At 48.8% G+C, this 19,675-nt stretch carries 20 protein-coding genes, 1 other RNA gene, 2 pseudogenes and 1 other annotated feature; of the genes and pseudogenes, 19 read left to right on the forward strand and 4 right to left on the reverse strand.

Going from position 1 to position 19,675, the window contains the following annotated elements:
* Positions 1-9 precede the first annotated feature (9 nt).
* The gene (locus ABR335_RS07290) at positions 10-1,473 is read right to left on the reverse strand and encodes an N-acetylmuramoyl-L-alanine amidase (RefSeq protein ID WP_350346686.1); all 1,464 of its coding nucleotides are present in this window, start codon (positions 1,471-1,473) and stop codon (positions 10-12) included.
* 137 nt (positions 1,474-1,610) lie between these two features.
* Here ABR335_RS07290 and ABR335_RS07295 point away from each other — a divergent pair, with 137 nt between their 5' ends.
* The 6 genes from ABR335_RS07295 (at position 1,611) to ABR335_RS07320 (ending at position 7,506) form a co-directional block, all read left to right on the forward strand.
* The gene (locus tag ABR335_RS07295; RefSeq protein ID WP_168986061.1) at positions 1,611-1,787 is read left to right on the forward strand and encodes a hypothetical protein; all 177 of its coding nucleotides are present in this window, start codon (positions 1,611-1,613) and stop codon (positions 1,785-1,787) included.
* A gap of 127 nt (positions 1,788-1,914) precedes the next feature.
* Positions 1,915-2,137: a binding site (T-box leader), on the forward strand.
* Positions 2,138-2,281: 144 nt separating this feature from the next.
* Positions 2,282-3,565, forward strand: a complete 1,284-nt coding sequence (hisS, locus tag ABR335_RS07300; protein ID WP_026683586.1) for a histidine--tRNA ligase — start codon at positions 2,282-2,284, stop codon at positions 3,563-3,565.
* The gene (gene aspS, locus ABR335_RS07305) at positions 3,562-5,334 is read left to right on the forward strand and encodes an aspartate--tRNA ligase (protein ID WP_014097901.1); all 1,773 of its coding nucleotides are present in this window, start codon (positions 3,562-3,564) and stop codon (positions 5,332-5,334) included. The genes hisS and aspS overlap by 4 nt, the downstream gene beginning before the upstream one ends.
* 104 nt (positions 5,335-5,438) lie before the next feature.
* Positions 5,439-5,623, forward strand: a non-coding RNA gene (ssrS, locus tag ABR335_RS07310) — 6S RNA.
* A 106-nt stretch (positions 5,624-5,729) separates the two neighbouring features.
* Positions 5,730-6,665: a bile acid:sodium symporter family protein gene (locus ABR335_RS07315; RefSeq protein WP_044051948.1), complete on the forward strand. Its 936-nt coding sequence runs from the start codon at positions 5,730-5,732 to the stop codon at positions 6,663-6,665.
* A 73-nt stretch (positions 6,666-6,738) separates the two neighbouring features.
* Positions 6,739-7,506, forward strand: coding sequence for a tRNA threonylcarbamoyladenosine dehydratase (locus tag ABR335_RS07320; RefSeq protein ID WP_014097904.1), 768 nt, complete (start codon positions 6,739-6,741; stop codon positions 7,504-7,506).
* 32 nt (positions 7,507-7,538) lie between these two features.
* Here ABR335_RS07320 and ABR335_RS07325 read toward each other — a convergent pair whose 3' ends face one another.
* Positions 7,539-8,816: a replication-associated recombination protein A gene (locus ABR335_RS07325; RefSeq protein WP_026683585.1), complete on the reverse strand. Its 1,278-nt coding sequence runs from the start codon at positions 8,814-8,816 to the stop codon at positions 7,539-7,541.
* A gap of 267 nt (positions 8,817-9,083) precedes the next feature.
* On the opposite strand from ABR335_RS07325, the gene ABR335_RS07330 reads away from it, so the two are divergent.
* The 9 genes and pseudogenes from ABR335_RS07330 (at position 9,084) to recD2 (ending at position 17,278) form a co-directional block, all read left to right on the forward strand.
* Positions 9,084-9,827, forward strand: coding sequence for an SDR family NAD(P)-dependent oxidoreductase (locus tag ABR335_RS07330; RefSeq protein ID WP_014097906.1), 744 nt, complete (start codon positions 9,084-9,086; stop codon positions 9,825-9,827).
* Positions 9,828-9,967: 140 nt separating this feature from the next.
* Positions 9,968-10,117: pseudogene (locus ABR335_RS07335) on the forward strand (hypothetical protein); the annotation flags it as partial.
* A gap of 1 nt (position 10,118) precedes the next feature.
* A complete protein-coding gene (locus ABR335_RS07340; RefSeq protein ID WP_350346687.1) occupies positions 10,119-10,313 on the forward strand; it encodes a hypothetical protein in 195 nt (64 codons plus the stop codon).
* A 117-nt stretch (positions 10,314-10,430) separates the two neighbouring features.
* The gene (locus ABR335_RS07345) at positions 10,431-10,784 is read left to right on the forward strand and encodes a hypothetical protein (RefSeq protein WP_230951703.1); all 354 of its coding nucleotides are present in this window, start codon (positions 10,431-10,433) and stop codon (positions 10,782-10,784) included.
* A gap of 313 nt (positions 10,785-11,097) precedes the next feature.
* Complete coding sequence (gene cymR / locus ABR335_RS07350) at positions 11,098-11,517, forward strand: cysteine metabolism transcriptional regulator CymR (protein ID WP_014097908.1); 420 nt, start codon at positions 11,098-11,100, stop codon at positions 11,515-11,517.
* 16 nt (positions 11,518-11,533) lie between these two features.
* The gene (locus tag ABR335_RS07355) at positions 11,534-12,679 is read left to right on the forward strand and encodes a cysteine desulfurase family protein (protein ID WP_350346688.1); all 1,146 of its coding nucleotides are present in this window, start codon (positions 11,534-11,536) and stop codon (positions 12,677-12,679) included.
* A 15-nt stretch (positions 12,680-12,694) separates the two neighbouring features.
* A complete protein-coding gene (gene mnmA / locus ABR335_RS07360; RefSeq protein ID WP_014097910.1) occupies positions 12,695-13,810 on the forward strand; it encodes a tRNA 2-thiouridine(34) synthase MnmA in 1,116 nt (371 codons plus the stop codon).
* Between the two features lie 365 nt (positions 13,811-14,175).
* Positions 14,176-14,844 (forward strand): tetratricopeptide repeat protein, encoded by a 669-nt coding sequence (locus ABR335_RS07365; protein ID WP_350346689.1) that lies wholly within the window; start codon positions 14,176-14,178, stop codon positions 14,842-14,844.
* Positions 14,845-14,854: 10 nt separating this feature from the next.
* A complete protein-coding gene (gene recD2, locus ABR335_RS07370) occupies positions 14,855-17,278 on the forward strand; it encodes an SF1B family DNA helicase RecD2 (RefSeq protein WP_014097912.1) in 2,424 nt (807 codons plus the stop codon).
* 166 nt (positions 17,279-17,444) lie between these two features.
* On the opposite strand, the pseudogene ABR335_RS07375 reads toward recD2, so the two are convergent.
* Positions 17,445-17,789: pseudogene (locus ABR335_RS07375) on the reverse strand (Glu/Leu/Phe/Val dehydrogenase dimerization domain-containing protein); the annotation flags it as partial.
* Positions 17,790-18,120: 331 nt separating this feature from the next.
* Here ABR335_RS07375 and ABR335_RS07380 point away from each other — a divergent pair.
* Together ABR335_RS07380 and ABR335_RS07385 are read left to right on the forward strand one after the other, a co-directional pair.
* On the forward strand, positions 18,121-18,225 hold the full coding sequence (locus tag ABR335_RS07380) for an AsnC family transcriptional regulator (protein WP_014097915.1): 105 nt from the start codon (positions 18,121-18,123) through the stop codon (positions 18,223-18,225).
* A gap of 6 nt (positions 18,226-18,231) precedes the next feature.
* Positions 18,232-18,582: an Lrp/AsnC family transcriptional regulator gene (locus tag ABR335_RS07385; protein ID WP_014097916.1), complete on the forward strand. Its 351-nt coding sequence runs from the start codon at positions 18,232-18,234 to the stop codon at positions 18,580-18,582.
* Positions 18,583-18,620: 38 nt separating this feature from the next.
* Here the strand turns inward: ABR335_RS07385 and ABR335_RS07390 are convergent, their stop codons facing one another.
* A complete protein-coding gene (locus ABR335_RS07390) occupies positions 18,621-19,061 on the reverse strand; it encodes a YndM family protein (RefSeq protein WP_014097917.1) in 441 nt (146 codons plus the stop codon).
* Positions 19,062-19,220: 159 nt separating this feature from the next.
* Here ABR335_RS07390 and ABR335_RS07395 point away from each other — a divergent pair, with 159 nt between their 5' ends.
* Together ABR335_RS07395 and ABR335_RS07400 are read left to right on the forward strand one after the other, a co-directional pair.
* The gene (locus ABR335_RS07395) at positions 19,221-19,433 is read left to right on the forward strand and encodes a hypothetical protein (protein ID WP_035188196.1); all 213 of its coding nucleotides are present in this window, start codon (positions 19,221-19,223) and stop codon (positions 19,431-19,433) included.
* Positions 19,434-19,450: 17 nt separating this feature from the next.
* A complete protein-coding gene (locus ABR335_RS07400; RefSeq protein WP_014097919.1) occupies positions 19,451-19,582 on the forward strand; it encodes a DUF3918 family protein in 132 nt (43 codons plus the stop codon).
* Positions 19,583-19,675 lie beyond the last annotated feature (93 nt).

Consider the following 19,675-nt stretch of genomic DNA (forward strand, 5'->3'; position numbering starts at 1 on the left):
GGCATTTTTTTACTGAAAATAAGCTTTTAACCCGTTATAAATCCCGGCCACCGCCTTCGTTTGAAAAGATTTCTCCGCGATATGCTTTTCTTCAGCCGGGCTGCTCAAGTAACCGAGTTCAAGCAAAATGGCTGGCTGTGTATTTTCACGGATGACATGGAAATCCCCGAATTTTACGCCCCTGTCAACGGTGCCGAGCCGGCTTGTGATCTGGTTATTGACAAGCCTTGCGAAATTATAGTCCTGCGCGTGGTAATAGTACGTCGTATGCCCGCGCGTATGAGGATCTTCAGCGCTGTCAAAATGAATGCTGACAAAAGCATCGGCATGGTTTGTATTGCTGATGGCGGTTCTTTCCGGCAAGGATACGTACGTATCGCTGTTCCGGGTAAGGATGACGCGGGCGCCTGCTTTTTTCAGCTTTTCGTACAGGGCATTTGCCGTTTTCAGCGTCGCCAGTTTTTCAAGCGTGCCGTAAGCGCCGGTTGTGCCGTTATCCGTTCCGCCGTGCCCGGGATCAAGCACAATCGTCTTTCCCTTGATGCCTTTTTTTACAGTCTTATTGCTTTTTTGGGCGACCTTTGCCGGAATATAGGCTGAAATGCCGCTTTCCATCCTGATTTTATACCAGCCGTCCATTTCTGAAACTACGGGAAAACGGTCCCCTGCCTTGGCGGTTCCCACCGTGTCCGAGCTGGATTGGGGCCTTTTGTAAAGGCTTGTGCCGGAATGGAGGGTCACCTCTGCTTCACTGCTGCGCTTTGCCTGGCTTTCGCGCGCCACGTAGAAGCCTGCGACCCATCCGTGCGTGCCGTCGTCCAGTTCGACTTCATACCAGCCGTGGTCGGTTCCGGTAATTTGCAGCCTCGTCCCGTACGTTACTGTCGCTACCGTTCCGCTTTGAAGCGAAGGAGACCGGCGGATATTCAGGCTTGTGGCGGCAACAATTGCGGCGCTTACGTTGTTTTCCGCCGTTTTCCCGGCGTTTTTGTTTTTTTCCGTCTGTACATACTGGCTGTCTGCCCAGCCTGAAACATTGCCGCTTTCAATATAAACCCAGCCGCCTTCTGCCCTGGTAACCGTGACTACGGCATTTTTTTCAAGCGTGCCAACGATTGCGGCAGACTGGTCCGGCGCTTTTCTAATGCGCAGGCGGTCAGCGGTGATTTTTCCTTGTTTTGATTGTTTTGCGGAAGGGGTGCCTGTTTCCACAAGCCAGCCCGCAATCCAGCCTGTATTTCCTTGCGGGAGGCGGATTTGAAACCAATCCCCGTCTTTTTGAAGAACCGTGTACGTGTCGTTTTTGGCTGCTTTGCCTGCGATCGGGTAGGACACCCCGGGCCCGCTGCGGATGTAGACAGCCGCATGCGTCACCGTTACCGTCCCGGCCTCTTCCGCCCCCGCATGGATCACGCCGGGTGCAATCAGAAAAAAGAGCACCAGGAAAAACAGCCGGAAAAAAAGTTTTTTCACATCTCCACCCCTCATCCCTGTCCGGAAAATTGTCCACTATTTGTTATTCGCGCTCCGTAAAAAAACTCCTTTTTGCGGGTAAGAAAAAATAAAAAAGGGAAAAATAGAAAGGATGGAACGAGAAGGAGTGAACGGCATTGAGAGCAGCGGATAAAAATAGGACAGCCGGTAATGCATTTAATCAAATTTACGGCGTTAATTTCCAGGATCCGGGAAGTGCCGGACAGGAAGCGTTCAACGCTGAATCAGCGATTGAAACTGGTCTTTCAAAAGGGGACCTGAAACTTTTGAAAAAGAAACTGGGGCGCTCATAATGAAAGACCCGATCCGCGGAAAACGAACTTTTTCAGGCGCTGAACGCAGATCGGGGAAAAACTTTGCCGGCAGCCTTGACAACAGCCGGTGCCACGCGTAACATAATAAAAATAGATGGTAAAATTGGCAAAACCGATGACAAAGAAGAGTAATTAAGATCCGTGTGAAAAGAGAGGAAATGTCCCGGGCTGAAAACATTTCTGCACAACGGCTTAATGAACGAACACTTTGTAGGTTCTGTCCTGAACGGAAATCCAGTAGGGACGGGCGTTACAGGCGTTAACTGTAAAAGTGGAAGCAGACGCTTCAATTAGGGTGGCACCACGGGAATTCAACTCTCGTCCCTTGTTTATAAGACAAGGGACCGGGGGTTTTTTATTTTACATAAACATTGATTGAGAAGGAGGATACTCGTCTTCATATCAACATTTTTAGGCATGCAGGATGAAAATGAAAACCCATCATTTTTCAGCAATAGAAGGAGGAGTACGCCATGACCGTTCAAATTCCGCGCGGCACGCAGGACATCCTGCCCGGCGAGGTGGAAAAATGGAATTATATTGAGAACACCGCAAAAAAAATATGTGAAAACTATCAGTACCGGGAAATCCGGACACCGATTTTCGAATATACCGAGCTTTTCCAAAAAGGGGTCGGGGACACGACGGATATTGTCCAAAAAGAGATGTACACATTCGATGACAGGGGCGGGCGCAGCCTGACACTGCGGCCGGAGGGAACAGCGCCGGTCGTCCGTTCCTTTATCGGGCATAAAATGTTCGGAAACGCGGTTCAGCCGGTCAAACTGTATTATAACGGCCCGATGTTCCGTTATGAACGGCCGCAAGCAGGGCGCTTCCGTCAGTTTGTCCAGTTCGGCGTTGAAGCGCTCGGAAGCGAAGACCCGGCCATCGATGCCGAAGTCATTGCGCTCGCAATGGATATTTACAAACAGCTTGGTTTAAAAAATGTCAAACTTGTGATCAACAGCCTCGGCGATAAAGAAAGCCGGCTCAGGCACCGGGAAGCGCTTATTGATCATTTCAAACCGCATATCGGGGAGTTTTGCGCGGACTGCCAAAAACGCCTTGAACAAAATCCGCTGCGTATTCTTGACTGCAAAAAAGATCATGACCATCCGCTCATGAAAACAGCGCCATCCATTTTGGATTATTTAAATGATGCATCAAAAGCTTATTTTGATAAAGTTTTGCAGTTTCTTGGCACGCTCGGCATCCCTTATGAAATCGACCCCGGGCTTGTGCGCGGCCTTGATTACTATGTGCATACTTGTTTTGAAATTATGAGCAATGCGGAGGGATTCGGCGCGATCACCACCCTTTGCGGCGGCGGGCGTTACAACGGCCTTGTTGAGGAAATGGGCGGGCCGGAAACGCCGGGGATCGGGTTTGCCTTAAGCATTGAACGGCTGCTTGCGGCACTGGACGCGGAAGGCATCGAACTTCCTGTTGGCCACAGGACGGACTGCTATGTGGTCGCGATCGGCGAGGAGACGAAACCGGCTGCTTTTAAATTGCTCCAGGCATTAAGAAGTGCCGGATTCTCAGCTGACCAGGATTATTTGGGACGCAAAGTGAAGGCACAGTTTAAAGCGGCGGACCGGGTGAAAGCCGCATTTGTTGCGGTCATCGGCGAAGAGGAGCTGCGGGCCGGGAAAGCAAGCGTCAGAAATATGGCGACAGGCGAACAAAAAGAACTGCCGCTTGAAGGGTTTATTACAGCTTTTAAAGATATGGCAAACAGGGGGGAAGCATGATGGAAGGACGTTCTTACTATTGCGGTGATGTGACGGAACAACAGATTGGCGAAAAAGTGGTGCTGAAAGGATGGGTGCAGAGAAGGCGCGACTTGGGCGGCCTCATTTTCATCGATTTGCGCGACCGTGCCGGTATCGTCCAAATTGTATTTAATACGGCGGTCTCTGAAGAAGCTTTTAAACTTGCGGAAAAAGTCCGGAACGAGTATGTGCTCGAAGTAGAGGGGAAAGTCATCGCCCGTTCCGAAAATACGGTAAATCCGAACTTAAAAACGGGCAAAATTGAAATTCAGGCCGACCGCCTTGCGATCATCAACAATGCAAAAACCCCGCCGTTTATGATTGAAAACGAGACGGGCGTGGCGGAAGATGTGCGCCTGAAATACCGTTACCTCGACTTGCGGCGCCCGGTCATGTTTGAAACGATGAAAATGCGCCATGCGATTACAAAATCAATTAGAGGCTTTCTCGATGAAGAAGGGTTTATCGATGTTGAAACCCCGGTTTTGACAAAAAGCACCCCGGAAGGCGCCCGCGATTATCTCGTGCCGAGCCGGGTGCATCCTGGCGAATTTTACGCCTTGCCGCAGTCGCCGCAATTGTTTAAGCAGCTTTTGATGATCTCCGGTTTTGACCGCTATTACCAGATTGCTCGCTGTTTCCGTGATGAAGACTTGCGTGCAGACAGGCAGCCGGAATTTACGCAAATTGATATTGAAACGAGTTTCATGAGCCAGGAAGACATTTTGACCATGACAGAAAAAATGATCAAACGGCTGATGAAAGAAGTGAAAAACATCGATATCGAAACGCCGCTGCCGAGGCTGACCTACGAGGAAGCCGTGAACCGGTACGGATCGGATAAACCGGACACCCGCTTTGGCATGGAACTGGTGGACGTCTCCGAAATCGTCCAAAACGCCGGTTTTAAAGTGTTCGCATCTGCCGTTACCTCGGGCGGGCAAGTAAAAGCGATCAATGCAAAGGGCGCGGCAAGCAAATATTCGAGAAAAGACATCGACGCGCTCGGCGAATTTGCCGCACGTTACGGCGCGAAAGGCCTTGCCTGGCTGAAAGCGGAAAACGAAGGGTTAAAGGGCCCGATCGCAAAATTTTTTACAGAAGCGGAACAATCGCAATTAGCGGCTGCTACAAATGCAGAAACGGGCGATTTGCTGTTGTTTGTGGCGGATAAAAAATCAGTCGTCGCCGATGCGCTCGGGGCGCTAAGAAACAAGCTCGGCAAAGAACTCGGCCTGATTGACGAGTCGAAATTCAACTTCCTGTGGGTGACGGACTGGCCGCTTTTGGAATATGACGAAGATGCAGGGCGTTATACGGCGGCACATCATCCGTTCACGATGCCGTTTGAAGAAGATATTGAGAAGCTGGAAACCGACCCGGCAAGCGTAAAGGCGCAGGCCTATGATATTGTATTGAACGGGTATGAACTCGGCGGCGGATCGCTCCGGATTTATAAACGGGATGTCCAGGAAAAAATGTTTAAGGCGCTCGGCTTTTCAAAAGAGCAGGCACAGTCCCAGTTCGGCTTTTTGCTTGATGCGTTTGATTATGGCACGCCGCCGCACGGGGGCATCGCACTCGGCCTTGACCGGATTGTCATGCTCCTTGCCGGCCGCAGCAACTTGCGCGACACGATTGCATTTCCGAAGACAGCCAGCGCCAGCTGCCTGCTGACGAATGCACCGGGCGCGGTCAGCGAGGCGCAGCTGGATGAGCTGCAATTGAAATTAAAAGCAAAAAAATGAGATCAAAACCCGGAAAAAGGCGGCGTAAAATTTTTCCAGCCGCCTGCGAGCCTTTTTTCGTTTGAAAACGGGTGAAAAAAATGCTATGATATAAACAAGTTGAATGAGTCCTGGGGTGTTCGTATATGTTCCTATCGTTTTGACCGAACACTTCATTATCGGGGGCCCGGGGTCACCAGACGGCGTGCATGCCCTTTGCGGGGACGCATAAAGCCTGGTGCAGGGCACCCACCTGCTCGAGAGCGGGATCAAAACAGAGGATTGCAAGAACGGCACGTCCGGGGCTCATTCCACTCCTTTCCCTCTTTAGAAAAAGAGGGTTTTTATTTTTTGGAAAAGAAGGAATTTTTGTGTGTTTTTCGTTTTTTGATCGCGCAAACCGTTTCCTTGGCAAAATGATGCCGGTTTTTATCCCGGGAAGCTTGATCATCGGGATGGTGCTCGGGCACCGGTTGACGGGCCTTTTATTTTTAGTGCCGTGGCTGTTTGCTTTTATGACTTTTACAGGGAGCATCGGCTCAACCTTTAAGCAGCTCGGGGCGGTTGTTCGCCATCCGTTTCCGGTTTTGCTTGCTTTAGGGGTGCTGCACCTTTTTATGCCCTTGTTTGCGTACGGAACGGGGCATTTGCTCTTTCCCGGGCACCCGCTGACGACAACCGGGTTTTTGCTTTCGGCCGCCATTCCGACAGGTGTGACAAGCTTTGTATGGGTCATGATGCAAAAAGGGAATATCCCGCTTGTTTTAACGGTCATTTTGATAGATACCCTGCTTTCTCCGGTTGTTGTGCCGCTTACTTTGCTCTTGTTTGTCGGTAAGAATGTACATATTGAGGTTTGGCCGCTCATGCAAGATCTTTTTACGATGATCGTCATCCCGTCTTTGCTCGGCATCCTGTTCAGCCAGTTTACACAGCTCGAAACCCAGCGGAAGGCTTCTTCAGTACTTTCTCCGTTTTCCAAAATCGGCATGTTTCTTGTCGTCATGATCAACGGCGGGGTCGTATCGCCGTACCTCAGGGGAATGGATGCCCATGTGCTGTTTATTATCCTGACTGTGCTGTTCATTTCGGCTTGCGGCTATTTATTAAGCTGGCTGATCGGCGCTTTGTTCCATCTTGACCGCGGCATGATCGTGACCTTAACATACAGCGGCGGCATGCGCAATATCAGTGCCGGATCTGTCATCGCAGTCACCTTTTTCCCGGCCCAGGTTGTGCTGCCGGTCATCTCCGGCATGCTTTTTCAGCAGGTGCTGGCCTCTTTTTTCGGAACATTGCTTTCGAGCGTATACAGGGATAAAAAAACGGAAAAGCCGGCGGCAAGCAGCTGAACATAAAGGTTTGCTTTCCGGGCCGTTTTTGGATAATCTAGGAAAGAAATGAGTATGTTTGGAGATGAGGAAATTGCTGCATCAGTTTTCACGGAATGAATTGGCAATCGGGCAGGAAGGGCTGCAAAAGCTGAAAAACAGCACCGTTGCTATTCTCGGTGTCGGCGGCGTGGGCTCGTTTGCGGTTGAAGCTTTGGCTCGGTCGGCAATCGGAAGGTTAATCCTTGTTGACAAAGATGATGTTGACATTACAAATATTAACCGCCAGATTCCGGCGCTGCTTTCCACCGTTGGGCAGGCGAAAGCCGATTTGATGAAAAAACGGATTGCCGATATCAATCCGGATTGTGACGTGATTTCTTTAAAAATGTTCTATACGGAAGAAACGGCTGAACAGTTTTTCTCTTATAAGCCGGACTATGTGGTGGATGCAAGTGATACGATTATTTACAAAGTGCATGTAATGAAAGAATGCCTGAAACGGAAGATCAAAATGATATCCAGCATGGGGGCGGCCAATAAAATGGACCCGACACGCCTCCGCATCGCAGACATTTCCGAAACGCACACCGATCCGATTGCCCGCGTTGTGCGCCTGAAGCTGCGCAAAGAAGGCATCAAAAAAGGCATTCCGGTCGTGTTTTCCGACGAAAGCCCGATCGTCATCCGCGAAGATGTCCGCAAAGTGGTCGGAAATGATGAAGCCGAAATCCGTAAAGCACAAATGCCACCTTCATCTAATGCGTTTGTTCCGTCAACCGCAGGGCTGTTTATGGCGAGTTTCGTTGTCCGTGACATTTTGAAAGACATCCCGGTAAAAAGGGTAAAAGATGAACATTGAAAAAAAGAAAGCATCACGGATGCTTTCTTTTTTTACGGCTTATGGTTCTGCTCCATTTTTTCATACACTTGGGCAAGCGCCCGTTCAAATTTGCCCGTTTTTTTCGGGTCATAATAACGGGCATATTTGAGGGTGTCCGGAAGATATTGCTGTTTGACCCAGCCATTTTCAAAGTCATGCGGGTATTTGTAACCGATGCCCCGTCCCAGCTGTTTTGCGCTTTTATAATGGGCGTCTTTCAGATGGGCGGGCACTTCGCCGCTTTTTCCGGCACGGATATCAGAAAGGGCGGCATCAATCGCCATGATCGCGGAATTTGATTTCGGCGACAGGCATAATTCGATGACCGCAGCTGCAAGCGGGATGCGCGCTTCCGGAAACCCGAGCCTTTCTGCCGCTTCGATGGCGGCAAGGGTGCGCGCGCCGGCCTGCGGGCTTGCAAGGCCGATGTCTTCGTAAGCAATCACAAGGAGTCTGCGCGCAATGCTCGGCAGGTCCCCGGCTTCGATCAGCCGGCCCAAATAATGAAGGGCGGCATTGGCATCGCTACCGCGGATCGATTTTTGAAAAGCGCTCAGCACATCGTAGTGCGCGTCGCCGTCCTTATCATGGGCAAGGCTTTTTTTCTGCAGGCATTCTTCGGCAATAGAAAGCGTAATGTGGATCACGCCGTCATCATCAGGTTCGCTTGAAATCACGGCCAGTTCCAGCGCATTTAACGCGCTACGCACATCGCCGTTCGATCCTTGCGCAAAATGGTTGAAAGCCGCTTCCTCTATTTTCACTTTGTATTTGCCAAGTCCCCTGTCCGCATCATCAAGGGCACGGGTAAGCGCCGTCTTGATCTCATCAAGCGATAAAGGGAAAAGCTCAAAAATCTGGCAGCGGCTCCGGATCGCCGGGTTAATGGCATGGTACGGGTTGCTCGTTGTGGCCCCGATCAGGACGATCATGCCGGACTCAAGATAAGGCAGCAAAAAATCCTGTTTTGCTTTGTCGAGCCGGTGGACTTCATCGAGAAGCAAAATGACTTTTCCGCTCATTTTTGCTTCGGCGGCGACAATCTCCATATCCTTTTTATTGTTCGTCACGGCATTTAACGTACGGAATGCATATTTGGTGCTTCCCGCAATCGCGCTGGCAATCGACGTTTTCCCAACGCCCGGCGGCCCGTACAAAATCATGGAAGAAAGCTGGCGCGCTTTGACCATCCGGTATATAATTTTATTTTTGCCGACGAGATGCTCCTGTCCGATCACTTCATCAATCGTGCGCGGCCGCATCCGGTAGGCAAGCGGTTCGTCTTTCATTTTAATCGCTCCAAACCTGTTTTCGTATCCTTATCTTAACAGATTTCACGGGCATGCGGGAAGCAATCAGGTTTTTCGGGCATAGGTTTAAAGGGAATAGCATTGATGGGGGCTTTTTGTATTTTTCAGTTTTCCCGGCTGTACATTGTTGCTTTTTTGATATAATGATTGTAGGCTAGGAAAATGGGCGCCATGAACGGCTATGGAAAAAAATGAGATCCGGCTGTGCATGGTTTTTGCATGATTTGACATAGGAAGGTGAACGCGGTGAGACTGAAAAATAAAGTTGCCGTCATTACAGGCGGCGCTTCCGGAATCGGGGAAGCGACGGCCTGGCTTTTTGCGAACGAAGGTGCGAAAGTCGTCATCGGGGATGTGGCGGAATCCAAGATGGAAATTGCCGACAAAATCAAAGAAACCGGTGGGGAAGCGCTTTTTGTTCATTGTGATGTTTCCGATTATTACAGTGTCAGGCATTTAATGGAGAAGGCGACGGATACTTACGGGAAGCTTGACATTCTGGTTGCGTGTGCCGGGATTCCGGAAAAGCACGGGCCTGTTCATGAACTCGACCAGGACTACTGGCAAAAAGTATTGGACATTAACTTAACCGGTGTCATGCTTTCCAATAAATATGCGATCCCGTACATGCTGAAAAACGGAAAAGGCGCGATTGTCAACATGGGCTCTTTTATGGCCCACGTCGGGATTACCAACAGTGCGGCCTATTCCGCCGCCAAAGCTGCGGTTGTGAATTTGACGCGGGCGGAAGCTGTTACGTATGCCAAACAGGGCATCCGCGTCAACAGCGTTTCTCCGGGTACAACAGAATCGCCGGCACTGAAATATTTCACAAAAGAACAAATTCAGGAAACCATTGACCACAATCCGATGAAAAGACTTGGCAAGCCGGAAGAAGTGGCGAAAGCCGTTTTGTTCCTTGTAAGCGATGACGCATCGTTTATTACCGGCACGGATCTCCATGTGGACGGGGGTTATACGGCACAATAAAAAACACCATCCGGGGAAAACCGGATGGTGTTTTTTCGGATGAAGTTGATTTTTGAAAGAACCAGGCCCCCTTCAAATTGTCTTAATCCATAATGATTGTCGCCTGATGGTATTTATCAGAAAGGCAAAATGTCGGGACCCATGAACTTGGACATGCTTTAGGCTTGAAACATCATACGAGCAGTGACATGATGTATAAATACGAAACCATCAGAATAACATTAAACGATAATGAAAACGCATTCAAACCTTGTCGGCTAAAAGAACCTAAAATCAAAGGAGGGATTTAGAATGAGTTTTTCACAGAAAAAAACATTGCTTCCATTGGTGGTTGTTCTGGTACTGATTGCTGCAATGGCGATGGGGGCGTGCTCTCATCATGCTGCAACCAATAAAACGAGCAAACATCCTAAAAAAGTGCAGATGGACGGTGCTTTTTCAATTAATAGGGATCATCCTGAAGAAACTGTCGGGGACGCCGATTAATTTTTAGCATGCGTTGAGGAGAAAACAGGTACGGCATATAAAAATACAACACAAATTGAAACAGAAGAGGGTACGAAGGAAATTTCCACACCCTATACCAATTACAAAATAACAGTATTGGAAAATATAAAAGGTGAACTAGAGACTGACAAACCTATTCCCGTTCAAAAAGCTGGCGGCATTTCGGAAGACGGGAGTTCAATCGTAACATTTGATGATGATGTGCTTCCTGAAGTTGGCCAATCTTATGTATTTTTAGCATACGCACAAGATGATGGTTCTTTACTTGTTTCTGGTCCCAACTCAAATACAGAGGTTTCAGGAAACGACGATACGGACACAAGTGACACAATCGAATCCTCTTCTGTTAATCATTCTTCCGCCATGAAAGCGCATAAAAATGCATTGAAACACCAAGTCAAGTCAGATAGAAAACGAAGTATTTCCAAATATGACAAAACCAAAGATTAAAAGATGATTTTATTATGGAACTTGTGAAAAAAACGCAAAAATTCGCCTTAATTGAACATAGCAAAACACCCTCTATAGCCTCTAATGAATTAAAGGGGGCTTTTTCCTGTTTTCAATGATGTTTTTCAAGTTAAAGCAGCATTCACACGCCGCTCTTGTTTCGCATTATGCCGATAAATATGCTATAATATGTTAAGTTTGGGACCAGTCTGTTCGTTCATTTATATGAATGGGCTTATTTTTTTACGCGCTCATCTGCCGTTTTTGGCTTAACAATTTTTTTTCGGGAATAATCGGAAAGAGGTGGAATGAAATGAAAATCTCAACGAAGGGCCGCTATGGGCTGACCATTATGATTGAACTGGCAAAGCGGTACGGCATGGGGCCGACTTCCCTGAAATCCATTGCCCAGAGCCAGAATTTGTCTGAACATTATCTGGAGCAGCTGATTTCTCCGCTCCGTAATGCCGGGTTTGTCAAAAGCATCCGCGGCGCTTACGGCGGCTATGTTTTAACGCGAAAACCTTCGCAAATCACAGCCGGTGATGTGATCCGTGTGCTGGAGGGACCGATTACACCGGTAGAGGGCATTGAAGACGAAGAACCGGTGAAACGCCAGCTCTGGATCCGGATCCGGGACGCGGTCAAGGACGTTCTTGACAGCACAACCATTGAAGATCTGGCCAAATACCGGGAAGATACAGAACCGGATGCCTACATGTATTATATCTAATTAAGAGGTGCGAAAAGTGGAAAAAATTTATTTGGACCATGCGGCCACTTCCCCTGTTCTTCCGCAAGTTGCAGAAAAAATGATGCAAGTGCTTACCGGCCATTTCGGGAATCCGTCGAGCATTCATGCATTCGGCAGGGAAGCGCGCCGCATTTTGGACGAAGCGCGCCAGGTGATTGCAGACAGCATCGGCGCACAGTTTAATGAAATCATTTTTACAAGCGGCGGAACCGAAGCGGATAATTACGCGATTCTCGGTACGGCAGAAGCAGCCGCTGAAAAGGGAAAACATATTATTTCCACGGCAATCGAACATCATGCCGTTTTGCATCCGCTGGAATACCTGGAAACAAAAGGGTATGACGTCACGTATTTGCAGCCGGATGAAACAGGGCGGATTAAGGCGGAAGACGTGCAAAAAGCGCTCCGAGATGATACCATTCTTGTCAGCGTGATGTATGGAAATAATGAAGTCGGAACGATCCAGCCAATCGCCGAAATCGGTGAGCTGCTGAAAAACCATCCGGCCGTTTTTCATACGGACGCCGTCCAGGCTTACGGAAATGAGAAGATCGACGTAAATGCCCTGAACGTGGACATGCTTTCCGTTTCGGCCCATAAAATCGGCGGGCCAAAAGGGATCGGATTTTTATACGTTCGGAACGGAACAAAATTGAAAAACCGCAACTTCGGCGGCGCCCAGGAATTAAAACGCCGCCCCGGGACGGAAAATACGGCGTCCATTGCCGGTTTTGCCGAGGCCGTCAAATGGGCGCAGCAGGCGCTTGTGGATAAACCAAAGCAATACAGCGCTTTTAAACAAAGATTTATGGAAATTTTAAAGCAGGAAAAGGTGGAATTTCAGCTGAACGGCAACGCGGAGGCGGCCCTTCCGCATGTGCTCAACTTAAGTTTTCCGAAAACGGATGTGGAATCGATGCTTGTCAATCTGGATCTTGCCGGGATTGCGGCCTCGAACGGTTCTGCCTGCACAGCCGGGTCGATTGAGCCTTCCCATGTCCTTGTTGCCATGTTCGGGCGCGATTCGGAACGGCTCCGTACCTCCATCCGTTTCAGTTTCGGGATTGCCAATACGATGGAGCAAGTGGAAGCAGCCGCCCGTAAAACGGCAGAAATCGTCCGCAAGTTCCAGCAACAATAGAAAAGAGGAGGCATTATGCAAAAAGCACCAAAAGATACAAGAGTGGTTGTTGGCATGTCGGGCGGCGTTGATTCTTCTGTTGCCGCCTATTTGCTTAAACAGCAGGGCTATGATGTGATCGGCATTTTTATGAAAAACTGGGATGATACCGATGAAAACGGCGTCTGTACGGCAACGGAAGACTACAATGATGTCATCCGCGTCTGCAACCAGATCGGCATTCCGTACTATGCCGTTAATTTTGAAAAACAGTATTGGGATAAAGTGTTCACCTATTTTCTGGATGAGTACCGCGCGGGAAGGACGCCGAACCCGGATGTAATGTGCAACAAGGAAATCAAGTTCAAGGCTTTTCTTGAACATGCTTTAAACCTCGGCGCCGATTATCTTGCGACTGGCCATTACGCACGCGTGACTCACCAGGACGGCGAATATAAAATGCTGCGGGGCGTGGATGGAAATAAAGACCAGACGTATTTTCTCAACCAGCTCGGGCAGTACCAGCTTTCGCGCGTGATGTTCCCGATCGGGGATCTGGAAAAACCGCGCGTCCGCGAAATTGCGAAAGAAGCCGGGCTTGCCACGGCAAATAAAAAAGACTCGACCGGCATCTGCTTTATCGGCGAACGCAATTTCAAAGAATTTTTAAGCCATTATCTGCCTGCGCAAAAAGGGCTGATGAAAACGCTCGACGGTAAAGTGATGGGCGAACACGAAGGTTTGATGTACTATACGATCGGCCAGCGCCACGGCCTTGGGATCGGCGGTTCCGGCGAGCCATGGTTTGCTGTCGGCAAAGACCTGAAAGAAAATGTTCTTTATGTGGAACAGGGATTCCACCATCCGGCCCTCTACTCCGACTATATGACCGGCGTGAAAGCAAACTGGGTATCGGGCAAAAAGCCGCCTGAAGTATTCCGGTGCACCGCGAAGTTCCGCTACCGCCAGCCGGATCAGAAAGTAACGGTCCAGCTGCTTGGTAATGATGAAGTCAAAGTCATTTACGACGAACCGGTTCGTGCCGTCACCCCCGGCCAGGCTGTTGTTTTTTACAACGGTGAAGAATGCCTTGGCGGTGCCACGATCGATAAAATTTATAAAAACGAAGAACAGCTCATGTACGTCGGCTGATCTTACAGGAGCCATGCACACAATTGTGGGCATGGCTCTATTTATGGACAAAACAGTGAAATGTTGACCAGGGGAAACGTGATCGCCGGAAACAAGGAAACGGGGAAGCTCGCCATGATCGCAGTACAGGTTTTTTCATGAAACAGGAAAGGGCAGTACTCCTTCACACAGCGTGAAAAGACCCGCTCCATTTGCATACAGCTGTAAAAATCACCTCATCTTTCACACAGCCTGCGAAGACGATGATCTGGACCGGGTGGGGGAAGTGCAAAAGCATGCCCTCACAAAATGTCGGGGTTCGTTTAAAAAGTGAAGCGATTCATTTTATGTTATAATACTCGTATCATTAATCAGGAGTGTACGAAATGAACAAGCATGAACGCGGTATGAAAGCCTTGCAGAAAAAAAAATATGATGAAGCGCTGAAATGGTTTAATGAAGTGATCGAAGACAATCCGGACGATCCGGTCGGCTATATCCATTTCGGCGATGTGCTGCTTGCTGCAGGCGAGCGGGAAAAGGCGCAGAATTTTTACCGGAAAGCGCTGGCATTGAAAGAACTTCCCCACCCCTTTTACAGCCTTGGCACAATCCAATACGAAGAGGGGCATTATGAAGCGGCTGCCGGCTGTTTTGAAAAAGCAATCCAGCTCGGGCTCAAGGACAAAGATACGTATTTTATGCTCGGCATGTGTTTTATGATGCTCGGCAATCCGCGCTTTGCCATGCCGTATTTGCAAAGGAGCGTTGAACTGGATGAAGGGGATACGGAAGCGAGATTTCAGTACGCGCTCTCCCTTATCAAATCCAATTTCGCGGACGAAGCGCTGAAACAATTTCAAAAAGTGCTGGAACAGGACCCAAAACATACGGATGCTTTATACAATACAGGCGCGATTTATATGCAGTTCCTTGGCGACCTGGAGAAAGCGGCCGGCTACTTCAAAAAAGCGGTGGAGATTCAGCCGGGCCATCTGCTTTCGGGATACGGCTTGAAAATGGTTGAAAAACTGAAAGACATTGAAACGCTGTAAGGTGATGAAATTGGAAAAACAGCATGCGATGGATTTATTCCAGGACGAGGAAAATTTTATAAAAGGAAAGCATCTCGCGACCATCTTCCATAACGAGCAAAATTTGTATTCCGTCATCCGTGTGCGGGTGGAAGAGACCAATACCGGGCTGGAAGATAAGGAAACGGTGATTACCGGCTATTTTCCGCGCATCCATGAACAGGAAACGTACACCTTTTTTGGAAAAATGCAGGAACACCCGAAATTCGGCCCCCAGTTCCAGGCAAATCGCTTCCAAAAAGACATCCCCAATACAAAGCAGGGCGTTATTGAGTATCTTTCCAGTGATTTATTTAACGGCATCGGCAAAAAAACGGCGGAGCGGATCGTTGGCGTGCTCGGTGAAAATGCGATCAGCAAAATATTGGAAAATCCCGCCGCCCTTGACGAAGTACCGAAACTGGCACCGGAAAAAGCGCAGCTGATCCGTGATACGTTAGTTGAACATCAGGGGCTTGAACGTGTTATGATCGGGCTTGCGCAATACGGTTTCGGGCCGCAGATTGCGATGCGCATTTACCAGGTTTACGAGGATGAGGCGCTCGAAAAAATTGCGCAAAATCCATACCAGCTCGTTGATGATATTAAAGGCATCGGTTTCGGGCGGGCCGATGAACTCGGCCGGCAGCTCGGCATCAGCGGGACGCATCCGCACCGCATCCAGGCCGGCTGCTGTTACATGCTGGAAATGGAAAGCATGCAGCACGGTCATGTGTACGTCCTGAAAGAAGAACTTGCACAGGATGTCAAAGCCCTTTTGGAAGAATACCAGCATGTTGAAATCCCGATGGACTTGATTGAAAATGAGCTGGTGAAACTTCAGGAAGAGAGCAAAGTCATCATGGAAGAAGACAAAGTCTATCTTCCGTCCCTCTATTTTTCGGAAAAAGGAATCGTTTCCAATATTGAGCGGATTATGTCGCAAACCGAGTATGCGGAACAGTTCCCGGAATCTGAATTCCTGCTTGCTTTAGGCAGTCTTGAGGAACGGATCGGGGTCGAGTATGCCCCGTCGCAAAAGGAAGCCATCCAAAAAGCGCTGATGAGTCCGATGATGATTTTAACGGGCGGGCCCGGCACAGGGAAAACAACGGTCATTAAAGGGATTGTGGAACTGTACGGTGAATTGCACGGCGTCTCGCTTGACCCGCAAACCTATAAAAAAGATGAGGTATTTCCGATTGTTCTCGCGGCGCCGACAGGGAGGGCCGCGAAAAGAATGGCGGAGTCAACTGGTCTGCCGGCGATGACGATCCACCGCCTGCTCGGCATGACCGGCATGGAGGACCTGGACGATTCAGAGGAACGGCAAGTAGAAGGCAAGCTTGTCATCATTGATGAAATGTCGATGGTCGATACATGGCTTGCGAACCAGCTGTTAAAGGCGCTGCCGGATGAAATCCAAGTCATCATGGTTGGGGATGAAGACCAGCTGCCGTCCGTCGGTCCAGGCCAGGTGCTGAAAGATTTATTGAAATCGAACGCCATTCCGGTTGTTAGGCTGACAGACATATACAGGCAGAAAGATGGTTCTTCGATTATTGAACTGGCCCACCATGTTAAAAATGGCCGTATTCCGGAAAATATTTTTCAAATGCAGGCAGACCGTTCGTTTATCCGCTGTTCTTCCGGGCAGGTGGCGGAAGCGGTGGAAAAAGTGGTGAAAAGCGCGAAACGGAAAGGCTATACGGCAAAAGACATTCAGGTGCTGGCGCCGATGTACAGGGGGCCGGCCGGCATTGACCGTCTGAACAGCCTGTTGCAAAATATTTTTAATCCGAATGAGAACGGGGCCCGCAAAGAGCTGAAGCACGGGGACGCGGTTTACCGGATCGGCGATAAGGTACTGCAGCTTGTCAACCAGCCGGAACACGGGGTGTATAACGGCGATATCGGCGAGATTGTCTCGCTTTTTACCGCAAAAGAAAATACGGAAAAACAAGATATGCTCATCGTTTCTTTTGATGGGATTGAAGTGACGTATACGAAGCCAGATTTCAATCAGATTACGCTTGCGTATTGCTGTTCGATCCATAAATCGCAAGGAAGCGAGTTTCCGGTCGTAATTTTGCCGGTTGTCCGCAGCTATTACCGGATGCTGCGCCGAAACTTGCTGTATACGGCGATTACAAGGAGCAAAAAAATTTTAATTCTGCTTGGCGAAGAACCGGCTTTCCGGATGGGTGTGGAAAGGGAAGATGACCAAAAGCGGAAGACGACACTGTGTGAAAAACTGGCTGAAGCATTAAAAACGGCACAAAAAGAGGCAGGGACGGAGACAGCCCTGTCCTTAACAGAAGAAAATTGGGACCGGGTCGACCCGATGATTGGCATGGCGGGCATTACCCCGTACACGTACGCAGAAGAAGGACAGACTGCGTCCCAACCGGATTAAGCAACCAAAAAGCAGCGGCAGGCCCCGCTGCTTTTTGGTTTGGCTCAAGGATCAAGTTTTCTGGCAGGTTGGACCTGGCTGATTTGGACACTTTTATCCCCGGCGTTTTTAAACTTAAAGATGGATATGGCCGTTAATAGGGCTAAAACGATGACACAGGCAATCATAAGGAGTCAACAAACTGACCAAAAGCTCTGAACATGGCGGGGGTTTTATCCTTTGACGGGTTGCCGATCAACACTGCTTTTCCTCCGCCAAAATCGACATCCGCCGCTGCACATTTATAGGTCATCCCTTTCGATAACTGCAACACATCTTCCAACGCTTCATCCAGCGTCCGGTACGGCTGCATGCGGCAGCCCCCCAATGCCGGCCCGAGTGTCGTATTATGGATTGCGATAATGGCTTTCAAACCTGTTGCAGGATCATTACAAAAAACAATTTGTTCATGTTCCTGCATTTTATCGAGCAATGTTTCCGTTGTTTGCATATACGGTTTGATCACATTCATTTCAGATTACCTCTATTTGTACTGTGGATATAGTGATAAAAGTGTAAAAGAAAAGGTTTTCTGCACTTATTTTGACAGCGTTTATATTTCACCGGACCGCCGCCTAAAAATCATTGCAATTGAATACTTTATTGCACCAGAAACGATGCGCTAGAATAAAAGCGGTAACATCATGTTAAATCTAAAAATTTATAAGATTTTGTGTCGGAATCCATCATAAATGATTGCAAAAAGAAACGAAATAATAAACTGTATCAATTTCGGGTGTAAACCTTTCTATTTTGAATAAGTTTTCGTATTGCAAACTGCATTTTGCAAAGGGGGCTTTTTCATGGATCAGTTGGACATTCGTCTTCTTGAAATGCTGCAAAAGGATGGGCGCATGACTTTAAGTGATTTATCGAAGAAATTGTCCCTCAGCCGCCCGAGCATTTAGGAACGGTTGAAACGGCTGCAGGAGAAGGGGATTATCGAAGGATTCAGCGCAAGGGTATCCCCGAAAGCTGTGGGCAGGGAAGTGGTTGCTTACATGCAGGTAAGTGAGATCAAGATGTCCACTTATACAGAATTTGAGAAATGGATTGTGCAGGTTCCCGAAATTGTTGAATGCCATCGCTTGACAGGCGCTGTCAGCTATTTGCTGAAAGCTGCCGTTACCTCTATGGACCATCTGAGCAAGCTGATTGACCGGCTCACCCCTTATGGAAACATCAACACATCGATCGTACTGTCATCACCGGTCGCTTTTCGCTGTATGACGCCGGTTCCTTTTGAAGAAAAACAAAAAAATTAGGGCTTGCGAAACCCCGGTTTAAACATCCCGGCAAGCCCTTATTGCTGTTTCTTTCCCGTTTCCGGACGGATTTCCTCTGCGGTTTCCGTGCCGTACCGGAGGGTTTGTGCTTTGCTCCGCCGCGGAACCCCTTTTTGGAGCACATAGTCGGTTAAATATTGGTGATAAAAATGTTCGAATACGCTGATGACGACGGCAGCACCGATCGAAACCTGAAGCCCCGGCAAATGGTTGTGGGCGAAAAACCGAGTCATCCCCCAGATGACAGAAAATGCAAGCCCAAAGTCTAAGATCAGTACAAACCAGTCCGCTGTGCGCGGAAGAAGGCCAAGATCAGCCAAAAAATAAGAAATCACGCTAAGCAAGAGCGCTGTAAACAGCACACCGAAAAAAGACATGCCGTAAATGAAGCCGAGCACCAAATACAAAAAAATAAAATGCCCGGCGATTTTAATCAAAAGCGGTTTAATGTTTTGCATACATGTCACTTCCTGCTGTTGGTTTCCTATATTTTTTCCGGAATGGACGATCATACGCTGGGAACCGTTTCCTTGCATGCTGTCAGTCCGCTCCGGCAAACTATATATGCCGGTTTGACGTATGCTTTTTGGAAAAATTGGGCATATTGGTAAGCAAAAATGGACCTTGAAAGCGAGGTGCTTACCATGCAATGCCCGAATTGCCGAAGCAAGGACATCGGAAAAATCGGCGTGAACCAGTATTACTGCTGGAACTGTTTTATTGAACTATCGGTTGCAAAAAATACAATCCATACGCATCAGGTGGAAGAAGACGGCACATTGAGCTCTTTGGATGATTTGTTTGAGGAAGAAGCACGCAAACTCAGCTGAATGGAGGGAATGGGGAAATGAACAAAATGATGATGGCTGCAGTCGGTTTTGGTGCGGGAATGGCCGCTGCCCAGATGGCGAAGAATGGCTTCGCGGACAGGCGGCAGATGCGGAAAATGGCAAAGCGGGTGCGCAAGGCATTCCGTTAAAACCGCCTATCCGATAAAAACCCCGGTCTCGTTTCCCTGGCCGGACGCCAACGGACGAAAGGAAACGCACGGATGCATCTTGCCAAATGGGCG

It is taken from the genome of Heyndrickxia faecalis (genome assembly GCF_040267745.1).
GTDB classification, from domain to species: domain Bacteria; phylum Bacillota; class Bacilli; order Bacillales; family Bacillaceae_C; genus Weizmannia; species Weizmannia faecalis.

Coding starts and splice junctions, on each gene's coding strand:
- ABR335_RS07390 (WP_014097917.1), bottom strand. CDS start 19,061: ATGCAAAACATTAAACCGCTTTTGATTAAAATCGCCGGGCATTTTATT.
- ABR335_RS07380 (WP_014097915.1), top strand. CDS start 18,121: ATGGATCAGTTGGACATTCGTCTTCTTGAAATGCTGCAAAAGGATGGG.
- ABR335_RS07395 (WP_035188196.1), top strand. CDS start 19,221: ATGGACCTTGAAAGCGAGGTGCTTACCATGCAATGCCCGAATTGCCGA.
- aspS (WP_014097901.1), top strand. CDS start 3,562: ATGATGGAAGGACGTTCTTACTATTGCGGTGATGTGACGGAACAACAG.
- ABR335_RS07365 (WP_350346689.1), top strand. CDS start 14,176: ATGAACAAGCATGAACGCGGTATGAAAGCCTTGCAGAAAAAAAAATAT.
- mnmA (WP_014097910.1), top strand. CDS start 12,695: ATGCAAAAAGCACCAAAAGATACAAGAGTGGTTGTTGGCATGTCGGGC.
- ABR335_RS07315 (WP_044051948.1), top strand. CDS start 5,730: ATGATGCCGGTTTTTATCCCGGGAAGCTTGATCATCGGGATGGTGCTC.
- ABR335_RS07400 (WP_014097919.1), top strand. CDS start 19,451: ATGAACAAAATGATGATGGCTGCAGTCGGTTTTGGTGCGGGAATGGCC.
- ABR335_RS07325 (WP_026683585.1), bottom strand. CDS start 8,816: ATGAAAGACGAACCGCTTGCCTACCGGATGCGGCCGCGCACGATTGAT.
- hisS (WP_026683586.1), top strand. CDS start 2,282: ATGACCGTTCAAATTCCGCGCGGCACGCAGGACATCCTGCCCGGCGAG.
- cymR (WP_014097908.1), top strand. CDS start 11,098: ATGAAAATCTCAACGAAGGGCCGCTATGGGCTGACCATTATGATTGAA.
- ABR335_RS07340 (WP_350346687.1), top strand. CDS start 10,119: ATGAGTTTTTCACAGAAAAAAACATTGCTTCCATTGGTGGTTGTTCTG.